Source organism: Zhongshania sp. (assembly GCF_047636175.1).
GTDB lineage: Bacteria > Pseudomonadota > Gammaproteobacteria > Pseudomonadales > Spongiibacteraceae > Spongiibacter.
Map to the genome: position 1 here is coordinate 1 of NZ_JBLIKC010000016.1, position 16,927 is coordinate 16,927.

Annotated in this window: 18 protein-coding genes; 7 read left to right on the top strand and 11 right to left on the bottom strand. The window is 48.7% G+C overall.

What is annotated here, in order from left to right; translation table 11 throughout:
• Nucleotides 1-101 precede the first annotated feature (101 nt).
• On the top strand, nt 102-422 hold the full coding sequence (locus tag ACI955_RS10710) for a 2Fe-2S iron-sulfur cluster-binding protein (RefSeq protein WP_415243726.1): 321 nt from the start codon (nt 102-104) through the stop codon (nt 420-422).
• 259 nt (nt 423-681) lie between these two features.
• Nucleotides 682-1,209, top strand: a complete 528-nt coding sequence (gene ppa / locus ACI955_RS10715; protein ID WP_368375434.1) for an inorganic diphosphatase — start codon at nt 682-684, stop codon at nt 1,207-1,209.
• A 184-nt stretch (nt 1,210-1,393) separates the two neighbouring features.
• Here the strand turns inward: ppa and ACI955_RS10720 are convergent, their stop codons facing one another.
• The 3 genes from ACI955_RS10720 to ACI955_RS10730 form a co-directional block, all read right to left on the bottom strand.
• On the bottom strand, nt 1,394-1,870 hold the full coding sequence (locus tag ACI955_RS10720; protein WP_415243727.1) for a hypothetical protein: 477 nt from the start codon (nt 1,868-1,870) through the stop codon (nt 1,394-1,396).
• Between the two features lie 86 nt (nt 1,871-1,956).
• Nucleotides 1,957-2,748: a serine O-acetyltransferase gene (cysE, locus tag ACI955_RS10725; protein ID WP_415243728.1), complete on the bottom strand. Its 792-nt coding sequence runs from the start codon at nt 2,746-2,748 to the stop codon at nt 1,957-1,959.
• Nucleotides 2,745-3,494, bottom strand: coding sequence for a M15 family metallopeptidase (locus ACI955_RS10730; protein WP_415243729.1), 750 nt, complete (start codon nt 3,492-3,494; stop codon nt 2,745-2,747). The genes cysE and ACI955_RS10730 overlap by 4 nt, the downstream gene beginning before the upstream one ends.
• Before the next feature lie 97 nt (nt 3,495-3,591).
• Here ACI955_RS10730 and ACI955_RS10735 point away from each other — a divergent pair, with 97 nt between their 5' ends.
• Complete coding sequence (locus ACI955_RS10735; RefSeq protein ID WP_415243730.1) at nt 3,592-4,620, top strand: patatin-like phospholipase family protein; 1,029 nt, start codon at nt 3,592-3,594, stop codon at nt 4,618-4,620.
• A gap of 40 nt (nt 4,621-4,660) precedes the next feature.
• A complete protein-coding gene (locus ACI955_RS10740; protein ID WP_415243731.1) occupies nt 4,661-4,987 on the top strand; it encodes a Rieske (2Fe-2S) protein in 327 nt (108 codons plus the stop codon).
• Nucleotides 4,988-5,025: 38 nt separating this feature from the next.
• Here ACI955_RS10740 and sfsA read toward each other — a convergent pair whose 3' ends face one another.
• Nucleotides 5,026-5,736 (bottom strand): DNA/RNA nuclease SfsA, encoded by a 711-nt coding sequence (gene sfsA, locus ACI955_RS10745; protein WP_415243732.1) that lies wholly within the window; start codon nt 5,734-5,736, stop codon nt 5,026-5,028.
• 274 nt (nt 5,737-6,010) lie between these two features.
• On the opposite strand from sfsA, the gene ACI955_RS10750 reads away from it, so the two are divergent.
• Entirely contained in the window at nt 6,011-8,743 is a 2,733-nt protein-coding gene (locus ACI955_RS10750) for a hypothetical protein (RefSeq protein ID WP_415243733.1), read from the top strand.
• Here the strand turns inward: ACI955_RS10750 and ACI955_RS10755 are convergent, their stop codons facing one another.
• The 4 genes from ACI955_RS10755 to ACI955_RS10770 all read right to left on the bottom strand — a co-directional run bounded on the left by ACI955_RS10755 (nt 8,744) and on the right by ACI955_RS10770 (nt 12,975).
• Nucleotides 8,744-9,847 (bottom strand): class I SAM-dependent methyltransferase, encoded by a 1,104-nt coding sequence (locus ACI955_RS10755; RefSeq protein WP_415243734.1) that lies wholly within the window; start codon nt 9,845-9,847, stop codon nt 8,744-8,746.
• A 48-nt stretch (nt 9,848-9,895) separates the two neighbouring features.
• Nucleotides 9,896-10,624 (bottom strand): 16S rRNA pseudouridine(516) synthase RsuA, encoded by a 729-nt coding sequence (gene rsuA, locus ACI955_RS10760; protein WP_415243735.1) that lies wholly within the window; start codon nt 10,622-10,624, stop codon nt 9,896-9,898.
• Nucleotides 10,625-10,742: 118 nt separating this feature from the next.
• The gene (locus tag ACI955_RS10765) at nt 10,743-11,222 is read right to left on the bottom strand and encodes a hypothetical protein (RefSeq protein WP_415243736.1); all 480 of its coding nucleotides are present in this window, start codon (nt 11,220-11,222) and stop codon (nt 10,743-10,745) included.
• Between the two features lie 166 nt (nt 11,223-11,388).
• The gene (locus ACI955_RS10770; protein ID WP_415243737.1) at nt 11,389-12,975 is read right to left on the bottom strand and encodes a peptide chain release factor 3; all 1,587 of its coding nucleotides are present in this window, start codon (nt 12,973-12,975) and stop codon (nt 11,389-11,391) included.
• Nucleotides 12,976-13,275: 300 nt separating this feature from the next.
• On the opposite strand from ACI955_RS10770, the gene ACI955_RS10775 reads away from it, so the two are divergent.
• Complete coding sequence (locus tag ACI955_RS10775) at nt 13,276-14,577, top strand: DEAD/DEAH box helicase (protein ID WP_415243738.1); 1,302 nt, start codon at nt 13,276-13,278, stop codon at nt 14,575-14,577.
• A gap of 139 nt (nt 14,578-14,716) precedes the next feature.
• Here ACI955_RS10775 and ACI955_RS10780 read toward each other — a convergent pair whose 3' ends face one another.
• Together ACI955_RS10780 and ACI955_RS10785 are read right to left on the bottom strand one after the other, a co-directional pair.
• The gene (locus ACI955_RS10780; protein ID WP_415243739.1) at nt 14,717-14,917 is read right to left on the bottom strand and encodes a hypothetical protein; all 201 of its coding nucleotides are present in this window, start codon (nt 14,915-14,917) and stop codon (nt 14,717-14,719) included.
• A 30-nt stretch (nt 14,918-14,947) separates the two neighbouring features.
• Nucleotides 14,948-15,190, bottom strand: coding sequence for a putative metalloprotease CJM1_0395 family protein (locus ACI955_RS10785; RefSeq protein WP_415243740.1), 243 nt, complete (start codon nt 15,188-15,190; stop codon nt 14,948-14,950).
• A 244-nt stretch (nt 15,191-15,434) separates the two neighbouring features.
• Between ACI955_RS10785 and ACI955_RS10790 the strand changes: the two genes are divergently transcribed.
• Nucleotides 15,435-15,704 carry a hypothetical protein gene (locus tag ACI955_RS10790; RefSeq protein WP_415243741.1) on the top strand — a complete coding sequence of 90 codons (270 nt, stop codon included), beginning with the start codon at nt 15,435-15,437 and terminating at the stop codon, nt 15,702-15,704.
• A 116-nt stretch (nt 15,705-15,820) separates the two neighbouring features.
• Here ACI955_RS10790 and ACI955_RS10795 read toward each other — a convergent pair whose 3' ends face one another.
• Nucleotides 15,821-16,924 carry a PepSY-associated TM helix domain-containing protein gene (locus ACI955_RS10795; RefSeq protein ID WP_415243742.1) on the bottom strand — a complete coding sequence of 368 codons (1,104 nt, stop codon included), beginning with the start codon at nt 16,922-16,924 and terminating at the stop codon, nt 15,821-15,823.
• Between the last annotated feature and the right edge of the window lie 3 nt (nt 16,925-16,927).

Genomic DNA, 16,927 nt, shown 5'->3' on the forward strand with positions numbered 1-16,927 from the left:
GCGCTCAGCACCGGCCAGACGGCTGATCCACTGAAACTCGTTGACGAGTCGATTGAGATCAAAGACGTATTCAACTAATTCAAAGTATGAGAGCACAGACAATGCCATTAATATTTTACACATCACACGACGGCAACATCCAAGAAGTTCACGCCGAAGTGGGCAGCAGCATTATGCAAGCAGCAGTTGATAATGGTATCGACGGCATTCTTGGCGAATGCGGTGGCAGCTGCAGCTGCGCAACCTGCCATTGCTATGTTGATCCTGCATGGGTAGCTAAAACCGGCGAGGCCGATAGTACTGAGAATGAAATGCTCGAGTGCGTATTAGAACCACAAGAAACTAGCCGTTTAAGCTGCCAAATTATTATTACTGACGAAATGGACGGTATGATTATTAGTATGCCAAAGTCGCAATACTGAATTTCAAATCATTGGCTAAGGCTTTATTACCCACTAGCCAAACCTTAGCCCTGTTATCCGTCGCCAATGATCGGCTCAGCTAAGCGAGCCACCAACGAGGACTAAAACTGTCTTTTTCACACTGATTTGACCACCGCAGCGGACTGACTTCAGGCACTCGGCCGACAATATATACCCGCCTTTGGCAATCCTCTGGCACACAGTTTATAATCTGCGCAGATTTATCCACCCCAAACGCAATCTGAAATGGACGCCCACAATGAGCTACAACCAAATTCCAGCTGGCAAAGATTTGCCTAATGACATCTACGTTGCTATCGAAATTCCTGCGAATAGCAGCCCGATCAAATACGAAATCGAGAAAGAATTCGATGCGCTAATGGTCGATCGCTTCATGGCGACGCCCATGTTTTACCCAGCTAACTACGGCTACATTCCCAATACCCTGTCTGAAGACGGCGACGCACTGGATGTACTTGTAGTAACCCCCTACCCTGTCGTACCTGGCTCAGTTATTCGCGCGCGCCCCATCGGCATTCTCAATATGAGCGATGAAGCTGGTAAAGACGCTAAATTAGTCGCTGTTCCACACGACAAATTGAGCGTACTTTATCAAGACGTCAAAGAACCTTCTGATCTGCCCGCCTTGCTGATCCAGCAAATTGAGCATTTCTTTGAGAATTATAAAGATTTGGAAAAAGGCAAATGGGTTAAAATTGATGGCTGGGCTGGCAGCGAAGAAGCTAAAGCAGAAATCATGAAAGCGGCTGCAGCTTACAAAGGCTAGGGTCGACGACGGAGCCGCGCTGTCGGCTCCGTAGCACTATGGCTAACAACACTCAGCAAAGCCATCGCGAATCTAAAACCTTTGATCATAGTAAAATCCAGCCATAAAAAAACGGCGCCTAATAATTGACCCCGCTTTAATTATCATCACCCTACCAGCATCCACCGATAGCAGCATTAAAACACTATGATACGTTTGGCATCGCTTTTAATAAACGTTGATACAGCTTAGTATTTTTGCGAATCGTTTTGTGCTTCGCATAAGCTTCTACTGCCCGATTCCAGGCGTCATCACTGCCATGAGCGTTAAGAGAAAAACTGGTACATACAGTTTTATTTTCCACCTTCGACGCTACCCCGACCTGAAAGATAGGCGTTAAGTTGCCACTTTTTTCTGTCTTAAGTAGGTAGCTAATTCCGCGCACAGTGCCGTCGCTTTTAAAACAACGGTCCTCTTTGGTTTCATCTAAATACCGTTTCTGCTGCGCTTCCAACACCACATCGCGTGCTAGCGCCTCCTTCTCGATTTCCTTCTTTTTCTTACCTTCAAGGCGGCTACCGCCGGTTTTCAGCGAGAAATACTCCTGATACAACTTACCCGCCACGGTACGACGCACCCTAAAGCCATAGAAAGCTTTGTTATCCAGTAGTTTAACGCTCACATTAACCTCGCTTTTCCTGTTTCTTCACTATAACCCGAAATATAACATATGTAATTTAATAAATCTGACACCATAATATAGCTGCGCTAGGTATCTTCGTTGACATATTGATCCATATTCAAAGCTGGTAGCTCTGCCGATAATGCGCCTACTTGTTTCGCCGGCACCCCAGCAACCGTGGAATGTGCCGCTACATCGTTCAAAACCACACTACCCGCCGCAATTTTTGCACCGTCACCGACCACAATCGGTCCCAATACCTTTGCTCCGGCGCTGATCAAAACGCCATCACAGATACGCGGATGACGGGATCCTGGGCCACTACCACAACCGCCTAAGGTCACCGAATGCAACATTGACACATTATTACCAACAACCGCCGTTTCCCCAATGACTAGGCCCGTTGCGTGATCCACCATAATTCCACAACCGAGTACCGCAGCGGGATGAATATCTACGTCAAAGACACTGGCTATTCGGTTCTGCAAGAATAACGCCAAAGACTCACGCCCCTGCAGCCATAACCAATGCGCAATACGATATGCCTGTATCGCTTGAAAGCCCTTAAAATATAAAAACGGCATACCGTAGTGATCGCAGGCTGGATCACGCTCAAAATGAGCACAGATATCCATAGCCGCAGCGTCAACGATGCCCGGATCACTGGCAAACGCTTCATTAAACACATCTCTAATCAACATTGCCGGTACTGAATCGCAGTCCAGCTTAGCCGCAATGTGAAAACTCAATGCATCTGCGAAGTTTGCATGATTCAAAATGCTAGTGTGATAGAAACTCGCCAACACCGGCTCATTGCGGCCGTATTCCCGGGCCTCAGCGGTCATTGCAGACCACATTTCATTTACGCTTAAACTCATAGGACCTCCCGGCCGCGCAAGGCATCAGCATAGGACGCTGGGTAACAACTCGCCGGCACTGCAATATAACGTCTAAAAATATGGGGTAACTCTCTCAAAATCACGTTCTTTAAACGCAGGTCTTCCCGTCGCTGCAAGGCCTGCTGAAGAAGCTCGGCGTGCAACGCCAAATCACAGAACGCCGCTAAAGGTGCATAGCTTAAATGCCAGCGCTCCGGAGCAATGCCACCGCGATCAATATTATACGGCCTGAAAAAACCATTACCCCGTCCCGCCGCAAACTCACCATCAAGCCATTTATGAAATGGCCCAAACACGCCCTCATCTGCCACTTCCGTTGGCGTTAATTGCACTTGGTAATCGCTAGCTACCGCCGCTGCGTCATACACGTCAATATCCGTACCCCAGTGATGCCGCGATGCTCCAGGCAGCGCCGACCAACGCAGAATAGCTGCCATTAGCTCAGACTCAGACAAAGAGGCGCAATCTAAGACCAAGCCCGCATCGTCTAACAGCACCCGCTCACCCGCTGCCTTGGCATTCCAAATAGCGAGTTGACGTTCAAAACTACGAAAACCACTCGCAATCCGAAGTTCAAAACCCGAACTAGCCGCAGCAGCTTTAAGCGATATTAAAGGCGCAACGATATCTTGATGGACCAGAATACCGTCAAGCATAATCATCGCGGACTCATCGAGTCCTAGCAGGAGTTCAGTGCTGATATCATGACTATTCAGATTTAACATATTTTAGGTAGAAATTATCCCGGCAGTTGAGTTGTAGCTAGCCCTAGCATCATACTACCGGCAATTGATGTGTGTTGAAATTCCGGAGAACAATAACGTGGAAAATGCCTCGCTAGGTAAAAAGAAAATAGCTCTCGCACTCGGCAGCGGGTCGGCAAGGGGTATGGCTCATATTGGCGTTATTCAGCGCCTAGAGGAACTGGGTATTAAACCCGATATTATCTGTGGCACCTCTATCGGCTCGGTTATCGCAGGATGCTACCTCACCGGCAAGCTAGAGCACTTCACTGACTGGATTCAGTCTCTCAGCACTGCACAAGTACTGCATTATATGAGTGTCAGCCTGACGGCCACTGGCGGCGTTGCCCAGGCCACTAGACTCATAGAGTTCTTTGTAAAAGAATACGGCAATCCCAATATAGAAAATTTGAACACCCCTTTTGCCGCCGTCGCCACCGATTTAATACGCGGTCGCGAAGTTTGGTTGCAGCGCGGCCCGCTGTGGGATGCAGTGAGAGCATCCATGGCTGTTCCGGGCATTTTGACGCCTGTGGCATTCGGCGATTCCTGGCTCGTAGACGGCGGTTTGGTTAATCCTGTCCCGGTTTCAGTATGCCGCGCCTTGGGTGCCGACATTATTATCGGCGTCGACCTCAATAGCGATTTAATTGGCCGTCAAAGGGTGATGACCGACGCCAAAGTACCCGCAAACGAAGAGACCGTCGAAGAAGAAGAATCTGAAGAAGACGCATTAATAATAGCGGCAGATGCCGAAGATGATCCATCCCTAGGTGCAGCCTTCGGTCGTCTTGCGACCTCAATCAAAGACGCGGCCACCAATTTCCGTAGTTCAGACGCGACGAAAAAACCAGAGCCGCCCAGCACCATGAGCGTTATGATGAACGCCATTAATATAATGCAGGATCGAATTACCCGCAGTCGCCTCGCGGGAGAGCCCGCTGATATTATGTTGTGGCCGCGACTTGGGCATATTGGCTTACTGGAATTCAGCAGTGCTGCAGAAGCCATTGTAGAAGGTCGCGACGCGGTTGATCGAATGTTACCAGCCATTCGCCATACGTTTAACAGTGAAGGTGACGATCGCTTCCTAGAGTTTACTGACTAGCCCAGCCCAACAAGCAAATTCAAACAGTTTATATTTTATTATGCATATACTTTGTCGACTTGAAGACATAGCCGAACCCGGCTCTAAAGGGTTTAAATTTAAAGACAAATCCCTATTCGCTGTGCGCCAGCGAGGACAGGTTTTTGTCTATCAAAATAGCTGCCCTCACCTCGGCATTGAACTAAATTGGCAGGACGATCAATTTCTCGACTTCGACAACTCACTGATTCAGTGTGCGACCCACGGTGCTTTGTTTATTATTGAATCGGGGGAATGTATTGCAGGGCCATGCCACGGCAAAAAACTTGAATTCGTGGCCAGTAAAATCGAAAATGGCTGTGTGGTCCTTAGCGACAAACTTATCTAACAGAGGGCGTAAGCCATAAGTCTATAAGCAGAGCCAACTCACAAAATCACGGAAAGCCGATCTGCCAGAAAAATTTCGGCATCATTAATGACTGCCTTATAGGCAAGCACCTCAAGCCCATGCTGCGCCGCTAATTTAAGTGTTTGCGCATACACCGGATCAATTTCCGCGGCAGGTCGCACAACATCAATCCCCTCATGTAGCACTGCAAACAACAACACTACCCTAGCGCCTTGTCGCCGCAGATCAAGCAAGTCTTCAATATGACGCACGGCTCTGGTACTGACCGCATCGGGAAACGCGCCAATTCCGTCACCGCAATGTAACGTCACCGACTTCACCTCAACATAGCAGTCAGGTAAGGCCGTCTCCGGGGAAGATAAAAAGAAATCTATGCGGCTACCAGACGCCACGGTCTTTTCACGGCAAATATTGGTGTAAGCGGCTAATGGCGCTATTCTAGCCGCCCCCAAAGCCTCAGCCACCAAACGATTAGCGCGGGCTGAATGAATGCATATCATCCCCCCAGAATCACTCTCAACAAGCTCCCAAGTATAGGCATACTTGCGCTTAGGGTTGTGGCTATCTAATAAGTACACCCTACTGCCGGCCACCGCACACCCCGTCATGGCTCCGGTGTTGGGGCAATGCACAGTTAATTCCTCGCCACTGTCTAAAACCACATCGGCTAAAAAACGCTTATAGCGTTTTAATAAGTGCCCTTGCACTAATCTTTCAGGCCACTTCACGCCATACTCCGTCAAAATTCAAAAAAGGGGGGGGTTAACCGCAATCATACCTTATGCCCCGCCAAGCCACGATTTTCCACGCCAGCACAGTGCCTCATTCCCGCCGCCAATCCGTCAATCTGTACCATCTCGAACATAGCAATGTTAATGTGAGTGCATCAAGAACCTGACCGACAATATCTGCAAGACGTTAATTATCGTAGTATTTTTATATGTGATTTATGTGCAACACCCTAGTATAAAAACAACAACGTGCTGTAAAAGAGTATTCATTGTGATTAAGAAATTTTTACTAGGCTTGGGCCTACTTATACTGATTCTTATACTGGCAATCTGTATAGGGCTTATACAACCTCACTTATTGCGCGGATTAATCAGCAGCAGCGCCCAACGCTTTGCCGGACTTGAGGTGGAAATTTACGACATTCAATCACACCTTAAACCACTGCGCTTTGAAATCAGCGGCTTGCGTATTAATAATCCCGAATGGCCACGACCTGAACTACTGGCCTTAGCCGACATCACTATTGCACTCACCCAAAGCCCCTTTAGTCATTTAGCTTTTTGGGAACTTAGCGCCAAGAAATTAGATATCAACCTAGAGCAAAATGAGGCGGGTGAACTTAATTGGATAAGCAATAAGTTAAAACCTGAGGTCGACACTGCGATTCCTGAGGAGATAAGCAATGGCCCGATACTCCCAGGGGATTTCAATTTCAATCGCATCGCCATCAAGGACATCACCCTAAATTGGAGAAATAAAAAAGGTCATGAAAGCCAAGTTTACCTGCCAGAAATTACAGCAGAGCGAATTGAAGCCGGCAACGGCAATTTCTATATTGGCCTCGACTATTTAGAGCAACACATTGAACTCAATAGCGCAATTACCCTATTCGACCCACTACAGGGCATACTCGGCTACGATCTTTCACTACACCATCAAAACATTGATATTAAGAGCAAGGGTAAGTTGTTTCTCAACGCCAATTTAAGCGGCAGCACCCTATCAATTAATATCGACTTGCGCAGTGCCAGTGCACTCAACACATTAGTAAATACTGAAGTCCCGGTACTACCAAAAATCAAATTCTCAAGTAATATCGCGATTACGCCAAATTACGAACTAAGCGATATCGTCCTTCAGCTAAACGACAATATCATTGAGGGCAACGTTAACATTAATGCAGAAACCTCTGCTGTTGACGCAAGCTTACGCTCAGCGATACTGGATATAGATCGTTTATTGCCGCCTTTGCCAGCCCAAGTTGAGGGTAATAGTATTGCTGCCAAAAATACATCGCCAGCAAACTCCTCGTCACCAAACCTGGCAGTGCAAAGCAACGCCTCAGTAAAAGAAGCGGAAATCGATTGGGCATGGCTGGACGAAACCGATGTAAAACTCAAAATCAGTATTGAAAAACTCAAGGCCGTGGGTTGGCAACTGACGAAGCTGAACTCCAACATCACCCTAAAGCAATCTATCGATGTCAACGTGAGCGCCAGCAAAATTTCAGAGTTGGCAGGTAAACGCGACATCAATGATTTTTCAGCCGACATTCGCCTACAGCCACTATCAAACAAGACCTCTGGCGCCGACGTAAATCTGTCCCTAAAAACCCAACAACAGGGCATCGCCGCGACTGTCACCGGCAAACTTAATCTTAATGGCGTGCCAGGAACAGAGCTGCAAGTAACCGCGGATGCCCAGGCCAGTAAAGCAGTTTGGACCCTCGCCCAACTTCCCTGGCGGGAGGCGGGTAAGCTATCAATAGCAGCCTCTGTTAAAACCAGCGACGACAGCTACGCCATTAAAGGTAGCGGTCGGCTAGGTACGCAAAGTAGCGACCTCAATCTCAGTTTTACACCGGCCTTAAAACCTGAAGAAATACCTGTACTGAGCGGCAACATTGCGCTGCGTAAAATTGACCTCGCCTTTCTCTCGCCGCCAGTAAGTGCCAAAAATAACACTGAAGCGAAATTGCCTGCCAAATCGTCAAAGACCAAAATGATTAGTAATGATCCCTTAGCACTAGATGCCTTGAATTCCATTAATGCCAAGCTGCAAATAGAATTTGAAGACATCGACACCGGCTATAACTTTATTAAATCGGCAAAATTAAAGCCCACTTTGCAAAATGGCTTGCTACGCCTCAAAGATACCACTGTCAACTTTGATGGCGGCGAAGCAAAAGTTGCGCTGATACTCGATGCGAGTAAAACCATCCCCGAGTTTGATATTCGGTTCAGTGTTGATGCCGAGAACTATGGCAAGCTTGGCCTAAATAAGGCGGCTGACATCGATAAGGGTAAAGGTCGCATTCGTCTAGACGCCGACAGTAAAGGCCTTAGCCTCCACCAATTAGCCGCCAATATGAATGGTAAATTGGATATAAAAATTACTGACTTGCTAGCCCAAGGCAATGCCCTGAATCTTATAGGTTCTGACGTTCTTAGCGAAACCATCGACAAGCTCAACCCCTTTTCTGAAGCGAAGACGAGCACCGAGATAGAATGCGTCGCGGTGCATTTTAAAGGTAATAAAGGCAAATTTATTAGCGACGATGGCATTGCCTTGGAAACCAAACAAACCAAAATTATCGGTACCGGCAATATTGATATCGGCAAGGAAAAGTTTTTACTCGGACTTTCCCCTATCGCCCGCACAGGAGTGGGTATTAATGTTGGCGCGGCAGCGAGTTTAGTTAGACTGGGCGGCACCTTTAGCAAGCCCAAAATTGTCGCCGACCCTGCCGGCATGTTCACCTCGGGCTTGTCGACCGGCGCCGCCATTTACACCGGCGGGCTGTCGCTGCTAGCACAGGGCCTGATCAAGCGGGCAATTTACTCGGGTAGCGCCTGCGACGGTGATATTGATGACATCCCAACGGTGGAAGAACTGCCCGATGAAATTTTGAATCCCCTTGCACCAGAAGCAACATTGCCGCAAGACGATCAAGGCACCGCAACACCGATACCGGCAGCGGCACTTAACAGACCACTAGCGTGACTACTTTTGCAAAACGACCAGCTTAAAGCCGTCGTGTTCAAGTAGCACTTCGCTAGCGCGAAACAAACCCAGGGCTTTGCGCTCAAGGGGGATAAACTGATTAACGACAAATAGCGCCCGGCCCTGCCGCGCTAGTAAACGATGGGCCGCGGCTAAGAAACGATCAGCCAAGGAACCCGCCACCGCGAAACCCTGATGAAATGGCGGATTACATAGCACCATATCGACGGGACCCTGCAAGCCGGCGGCGCAATCTGCCAATATCAGCTCAGATCTTAATCCGTGGACACTGCAATTTTTTTCGGCGGCTAATATCGCACTGGCATTATTATCCGTTAACAACCAGTGTGCATCCGGCAAGCACTGCGCAGCCATCACTGAGATAAAGCCATAACCGCAGCCAAGGTCGGCAACCCGGGCCGGCGGAGTATCAAATTTACTTAAAAACTCAGGCAAATATTCTATAAGTAAGGCGCTACCGCGATCCTGTTTTTGCCAGCCAAACACCCCTGGCTTGCTGAACAACTGTGGGACTCGCGCAATTTCACGAATCAGCGTGTATTGGCTGTCATCCAACAGTGAACTTGGCGCCTGCTGTTTGACAATTGTCGCCACATACGCAGCGCCGTCATGCTTTTTAATATCGGCACTGCAGCCCATCAACGCCGCCGCTTTCTTGGCATAGTTATGCAGGCCATCATTTTTATGGCCGCTGAGCAGCAAGCTACCGCCCACCGGTAAACGCGCTAAAGCCTGATTTATAATGTAATGTACTAATGCCTTTTCTTTAGATACGCGATAGCAGAGTGTTTGTGGATGAGCCATATCCATAGGAACATCAAAGTCACCCAGCTGCGTTGTATATCCGCCCGCTCGCAATTGATCGGCGATGTCGCAGCGGTTGGTAAAACATTGCCAATCGCTCTGTGCTGGTGGCAGGGGCAAACCAGCAATATGTTCATCAGCAAACCACCAAACCGGAGAAGGTAGCGAAGAAAATTGCCGATAAAGCGCCGCTAGTGCCGTATCCGCAGGTCCCTCACGGCCCATCGAGCCTTCTCCAGTTTTAGATTTAGACTTAGCTTTAGGCTTCAATTTAGACATCGTCATTTCTTTCCTGTGGCGCCGCGCCTGTCAATAAACAGACCATGTCTACTTAGTTTCGGCGTGGTAAACACTGGCGACTTCATCCGCGGTTAAGGCGCGATATTCACCTTCTAGCAATTCGGCATCCAAGTGAATTTCACCAATTGCCTCTCGGTGTAAACGGACAACCGCATTGCCCTCCGCGCCAAACATACGCTTCACCTGATGGTAGCGGCCCTCACAAATTTTCAATCTTGCGACACGTTCATCAAAAATCGTTAGCTGTGCTGGCAGTGTCCGCGCTTTGTCATCTTTTAAAAACACACCCTGCGCAAACTGCGTTACGGTATGCTCTGGAATAGGGTCGGCAGTTTCTACGTAATAGGTTTTCCAACACTTGTGATGCGGTGAGGTTATTGCATGCGACCAGTTGCCGTCATCGCTTAGTAGCACCAGCCCCGTTGTATCTATGTCTAGCCTGCCGGCTGCGTGTAAATGCTCTAGATTATCTTCATCCAATAAATCCAGCACGGTGGAATGACGACGGTCACGCGCAGCGCAGACGACGTCTTGGGGCTTGTTCAGCATTAAATATCGCGGACCAACTGGACGCAGTAGCCCCCCCATAAGAGTGACATCGGCCTCGGCAGATATCAGCTGCCCCGGATCGCGGACCAAACTACCATCAACGCAGACGTCGCCGGATTTAATCAGTTTTTTGGCATCACTGCGGGAATAATCAGTCACGCTGGCCAGATAGCGGTCCAAGCGTATTGGCTTGTTAGAAGTCTTCACAAATCCTAGTGCTCTTAAATAATGCCGGTATTGTCGGGTAACTACTCTGGCGCTTCAAGCAGGCAATAAAAAAAGGGCCCTAAAGGCCCTTTTTTATCACGTCTTGCTTAGGTCAGGTTTACTGAGCGTCCGCACCTGCTTCAACGTTTGCATTAATTTTAATATTACTCAAGCTGCGCAAAGCGGCTTTTTTCTCTTCCATGCTTGCTTTTACTTCTGCTTTGGCTTCAGCGCGCTTCTGATCCCGAGCTTCGGCATCGGCTTTAGCCTGCGCATCACGCTCTTCTTTAGCCGCTTTTCGCTCAGCTTTTTCAGCTTCTGCCTTGGCTTTCATTTCGTCGCGCTTGGCTTTCGCTTCCGCTTTTTGCTCATCGGCACTGGCCTTCATCTCGTCACGCTTAGCTTCAGCATTAGCTTTCGCTTCGGTTGCTTTAACATCGACGTTGGTATCAACACTGATATTGGCCTCTGCTTTCGCTTCTGACTTAGAGTCATCACTACCGAGACCAATGCGGCTTAAAAAGCTGCCTTCAGCAGCCATGACACTGCCACTCAAACCCACTAATGTAAGTGCGATTACAATATTTTTCATTTTCATGGTGATGTCTTTCCCGTTTGTTTTGTCACGCTTGTTATGTAATGTTCATTGTAGAGAAGCATTCCGGTGTGACAAGTAGTCAATCGCGTAATTTTCACCGCAACTTTTTTATAAGATTATGGTCCTGTTCAGCTCAGAGTCAGCCTCTATCACGCCGGCGTCTAAATTAGTGCTCTCGAGTCGCCCGGAAGCGCACCTCAGGATGACGCTCTTCGGTCAGGGCTAAATTCACCCGAGTAGGTGCCAAATAGGTTAAATGTCCACCACCATCAATCGCGAGATTATCCGCACACTTGCGCTTAAACTCCTCAAATTTCTTAGGATCATCACACTCTACCCAGCGCGCGGTATAGACATTAATCGGCTCATACAAAGCTTCTACCTTGTACTCATCTTTGAGGCGGTAACTCACCACCTCAAACTGTAAATTACCCACGGCGCCCACAATCAGATCACTATTGCGCTGCGGCATAAACACCTGAGTAGAGCCCTCTTCGGAAAGCTGCTGCAAGCCTTTATGCAGTGCTTTACCTTTTAAGGGATCACTCAGACGAATGCGCCGAAACAGCTCTGGAGCAAAATGCGGGATACCAGTGAATTTGAAGTTCTCACCTGAAGAGAAGGTATCTCCAATTTGTATGGTGCCGTGATTGTGCAGACCAATAATATCCCCAGACACCGCTTCTTCCACCAGTTCCCGATCACCGGCTAGAAAACTCACCGCGTCCACTATTTTGACGTCCTTACCCAGCCGGACATGACGCATTTTCATGCCCTTAGTATATGTGCCTGAGCAAATTCGCATAAAAGCGATACGATCCCGATGCCTAGGGTCCATATTCGCCTGAATTTTAAATACAAAGCCTGAAAACTCGGTTTCCTTGGCGCTCACTTCACGATTGTCGGTAGCACGATCCAGCGGCTCTGGTGACCATTCAACAAAGCCATCAAGCATTTCCTTAACACCGAAATTAGACAGTGCAGTACCAAAAAACACCGGGGTCTGCTTACCTGCTAAATACGCGTCGCGGTCGAAGAAATGGCTGGCACCACGAACTAACTCAATTTCTTCTAGAAAATTATCGTAATCATCATCAAGTAATTTGCGCGCCTCGTCATTATTCAAACCCTTGATTTGGATGTCTTCCGCGATCACCGAACCTTTACCCTTGGTGAACACATGAATGGTATCGGTATAAAGGTTATAAACACCCCTAAAGTCTGAACCCATACCAATCGGCCAGTTGATGGGCGCAGCGGCAATACCCAATACGCTTTCTACTTCATCCAATAGCTCAATGGGGTCGCGGATATCCCGGTCCATCTTATTTACAAAACCCAAAATAGGGGTGTCGCGAAGGCGGCAGACGTTCATCAGTTTAATAGTGCGATCTTCCACACCTTTGGCGCCGTCAATAATCATCAACGCCGAATCCACCGCCGTCAGCGTGCGGTAAGTATCCTCAGAAAAATCCTCGTGACCCGGGGTATCAAGCAAATTAACGATTCGATCGCGGTAAGGAAACTGCATAACAGAGGACGTGACCGAAATCCCCCGCTCCTTTTCCAGAGTCATCCAATCTGACGTAGCGGCGCGATCATTCTTCTTGCCCTTGACCGTACCCGCCACCTGAATCAACTGCCCCAGCAGAATCAACTTCTCAGTGATAGTGGTTTTACCGGCGTCGGGGTGAGAAATAATCGCAAAGGTACGACGCTTAGCGATTTCCTGCTGTAAAGACGATTTCGACATCTGAATGGGTCTTCTGGCTTAAATAATGGACGCGACCTAAAGACTGTCGCTGTGGAGGCGCGATTCTACGTTATTTACGCTTTTTTTTCACGAACCATACTCAGTAATAGCTGGTGCTTACCGATAAAACGCAGATATACCAAAATCATCGCCACCACGCGCGCCATCCTGGTACTCTGCCCTATTCACACACCACAACTCTGGCGCCAAAGCCACTAATCCAGTAAGATGCACGCCCGCTGTCACTCTGGCAACGAGCATCACGCCGCGACATGCGACATTTTTGAGATGATAGATTCTATGAGTTTTACCTCCCTGGGCTTATCCGCCCAAATTTTGGCAGCTGTTGCCGAGCAAGGTTACGACACCCCTTCCCCCATTCAAGCACAGGCCATTCCAGCTGTATTAGAAGGCCGTGACGTTATGGCCGCAGCACAAACCGGCACCGGCAAAACAGCGGGATTCACGCTGCCTATTTTGGAATTATTATCTCGAGGCGAGCGAGCTCAGGCGAACCAAGCCCGTGTTTTAATTTTGACGCCAACCCGCGAACTTGCTGCGCAAGTGGGCGAGAGCGTAGCGACCTACGGAAAACATTTGCCGCTGCGTTCAGCAGTGGTATTTGGCGGCGTTAAAATCAACCCGCAAATGATTAAATTACGTCGTGGCGTAGACGTGTTAGTTGCCACCCCCGGTCGCCTATTAGATTTGTACAATCAAAACGCGGTCAAATTTAAGCAGCTAGAAATTTTAGTATTGGACGAAGCCGATCGCATGCTAGACATGGGCTTTATTCACGACATTCGTAAAATTCTAGCGGTATTACCAAAGCAGCGTCAAAACCTGATGTTTTCCGCCACTTTCTCTGGTGATATTCGCGAACTCGCGAAAGGCTTGGTAAACAACCCGGTGGAAATTTCTATTAACCCAGAAATCACCACCGCCAAAAGCGTTACCCAGTCGATTTATCCCGTTGATAAAAGTCAGAAACCGGCCTTATTAACGCATCTGATTAACAGTAATAACTGGCAACAGGTTCTTATATTCTCGAAAACGAAGCACGGAGCCAACCGCCTGGCTGCGCACTTAGAAAAAGCAGGCATTGGCGCAGCAGCGATTCACGGCAACAAAAGCCAAGGCGCGCGCACGAAAGCCTTAGCCGATTTTAAAAGCGGTGCAGTACGCGCTTTAGTAGCAACCGATATCGCCGCACGCGGTTTAGATATTGACCAACTTCCACAGGTGGTCAATTTTGATTTACCGAATGTGCCAGAAGATTATGTACACCGTATTGGCCGTACCGGTCGCGCTGGTGCAGTCGGCAGCGCGGTATCGTTGGTTTGTGCGGATGACTTTAAACTATTGGCCGACATCGAACGCCTGATTCAAGAAATGTTGCCACGGGAAACACTGCCTGGCTTTGAGCCAACTCACGCTCTGCCAGAGTCGCGTTTAAATCAACGCCCAGCGCGTAAGCCTAGACCGAAAAGCCACACAGAACACCGCGATGGTCAGCGGCCCGCCGCCCGTCGCAGCGGACGCCCAAGTGGTAACGGCAATAGCAACGGAAATCGCGCTCGCTCTTCGGCACCAAAAGTCTAATTTAACTAGGCTGAGTAAAGACAAAGGGCGCGTCACAATCACTGACGCGCCCCTAACCATTCACAATATATATACTTAGCTTGTTACGCCCGGCTGTTTATAAAGTTAGCCGGTTCGCGTTCAAATAAGCCGCTATTTTCTAAATACAGACTGCTAACTCGCCGAGCTTTAAGCGCGTCGGCATCTGCTCTTTGTTGATCGTCGTTTTGCTGACCGTCGCGCAATGACCTCGACTCATTTTCCAAGCTTTGCTGCCCAGCTCGCACGCTAGTGCTACTTCTGTATTTTGAGACGTCTGACCCGATTCGGCGAGCAACTTTTGACGCGCTTGGGCTGCCATTCGAGCCACATCAGCCGCAACTTGACGATCTTAACTACTGAGCTCCGCTGGAGCCAAGACTGCTTGGCGGACAATTTCCATCTTCTCGATGGTAGCTTGAGGGGTAGCGGCTCTACCCAAATCGATACTGACCTCACCATTCACCGCATAGTTATTGCCATCAGGGCCACGCTTAAACTCATAACCAGATGAGCCACTGTAACGACCTCCCGCTACTGAGTGAGCAAGCTCGTGATTACGCACCTCGCGTTCGCGGGCGACGAGGTCGCGCACCTCAGCTTTAATTTCCTGCCCTTACTGGCGGTTTTGCGCGGCGTCTGATGATTTTTCTGCTTTCTCCGCCCGACCTGCTTGATCATTCGGCGAAACGTCACCTGCCGTAGCAGACAAACCAGGCGGTTTAGCAGTTTCACTTCAAGCTTCAGCGGGACCGCCCCGGCCACCCGCATCCCCGGCGTATATCACGACTTCTGGCGATGATATTACCTCTGCAAGCAATACCGGTTTTGCTGACAATATGGCGATTTTAGCCGGATATACACCATTTTCGGCGAAAATAGATTCAGATTTTTTAGAGGTTCTTAGTAAATTTAGCCGGGCTTTGTCAAGCTCGGGTGCGCTGACGGGCCTAGGCAGAGCGATGTTAATGGGCTTTGTATTAGCTACATTTGCGCCCGCAGAAGAAGGGGCCAACTCCACCGGCGTCACCGGCCGTAAACTGGGCCGAGATATAGGATTAATAGACGACCCGGTTACCGGATTCATCAACAAGTCTAAACTTGATTAAAAGTTGATTTAATTTTAGTCTTTTTTATGGAAGCAACCAGCACAAAACTGCCGAGAGAAACGCAATAATGATGCGCAAAAATCATTAAAGATCTCACCGCACTCTGCTAATCACATTTATTTCGGTTGACCTTCACGTCGTTGCTGCGCCGCCCTCTTACGCACAGGTCTACGCAAGTAATACATCGACAGTCCGCTCAGTACCAGTGCCAGTGGGCTTAGACCTGCCAAGGTCCAAATTATCCGACCACCTAAACCAGCAACATCACCAAAGTGCAGTTGTCGAAAGCTATGGGTAATTTGATCACCAAGATCAGCATCCTGGATGTCGCGCGCCGTAACAAGGGCGCCAGTTTGAGCGTGATAACTCAAGGAAACCGAAAACTCACTGAATAAGGGGTTTTGCTGGTTACGGCCACCGAGTACATTAATGGCATAGCCAGGTTTTGCTGGAAGAGCAATAAAACTTACTTCGAAGTCAGGATATCGTTTACGACTTTCTGCCACCAAGGCATCCACAGACAGACTTGGATTATACAGCCGCTGAGCCACGATATAAGGCGCTGCAGGAGGCTGACCGACGCTGTATATCAGCTGATTGATATTCCAGTAAGCACCCGTCACACCCAGCAGCAAAAGCACCGGCGAGGCCAGTACACCGACTAGTTTGTGCATATCGCCCAGATAGATAATCGGTCGCGCCTGAAGACGAAGGGTGAACAGGACTTTCCAAAACTTGCGATGCAGAATTAAGCCGGTAATTGCCTGTAAACACATCAACACAGCAACCAAGGCAGCAATAGACAAACCCAATTTACCCAGCAACAACTGATAATGGAATTCACGCAGCGCATCACTTAAGTAATATCGCGGCGGCTGCGGTGGTGATAATATTTTAGCGGTATAGGGATCGACAAACAGCGAAGACCAATCGCTGCCGCCGCGGGCCATTGCATAAACTAAATCAGATCGGTTTGACTTCGCAAAAACCCGCCAGCCAGTGACTTCGTAATCGGGGTAATGATTATTAAATGACTGCAGCAGCGTATCGAAAGGCAACCGCGTCGCGGCTGCTTCGGCAACACGAACGCGCTCAGGTATCAACACTAAATCTAACTGATGCTTAAACACCAGCACGCTGCCACTAGCGCAGATTAGCACCAGTGGCAGACAGATCAACAATGCCAATACCCGGTGAATATTAAACAGCGTTTTATTCATTCC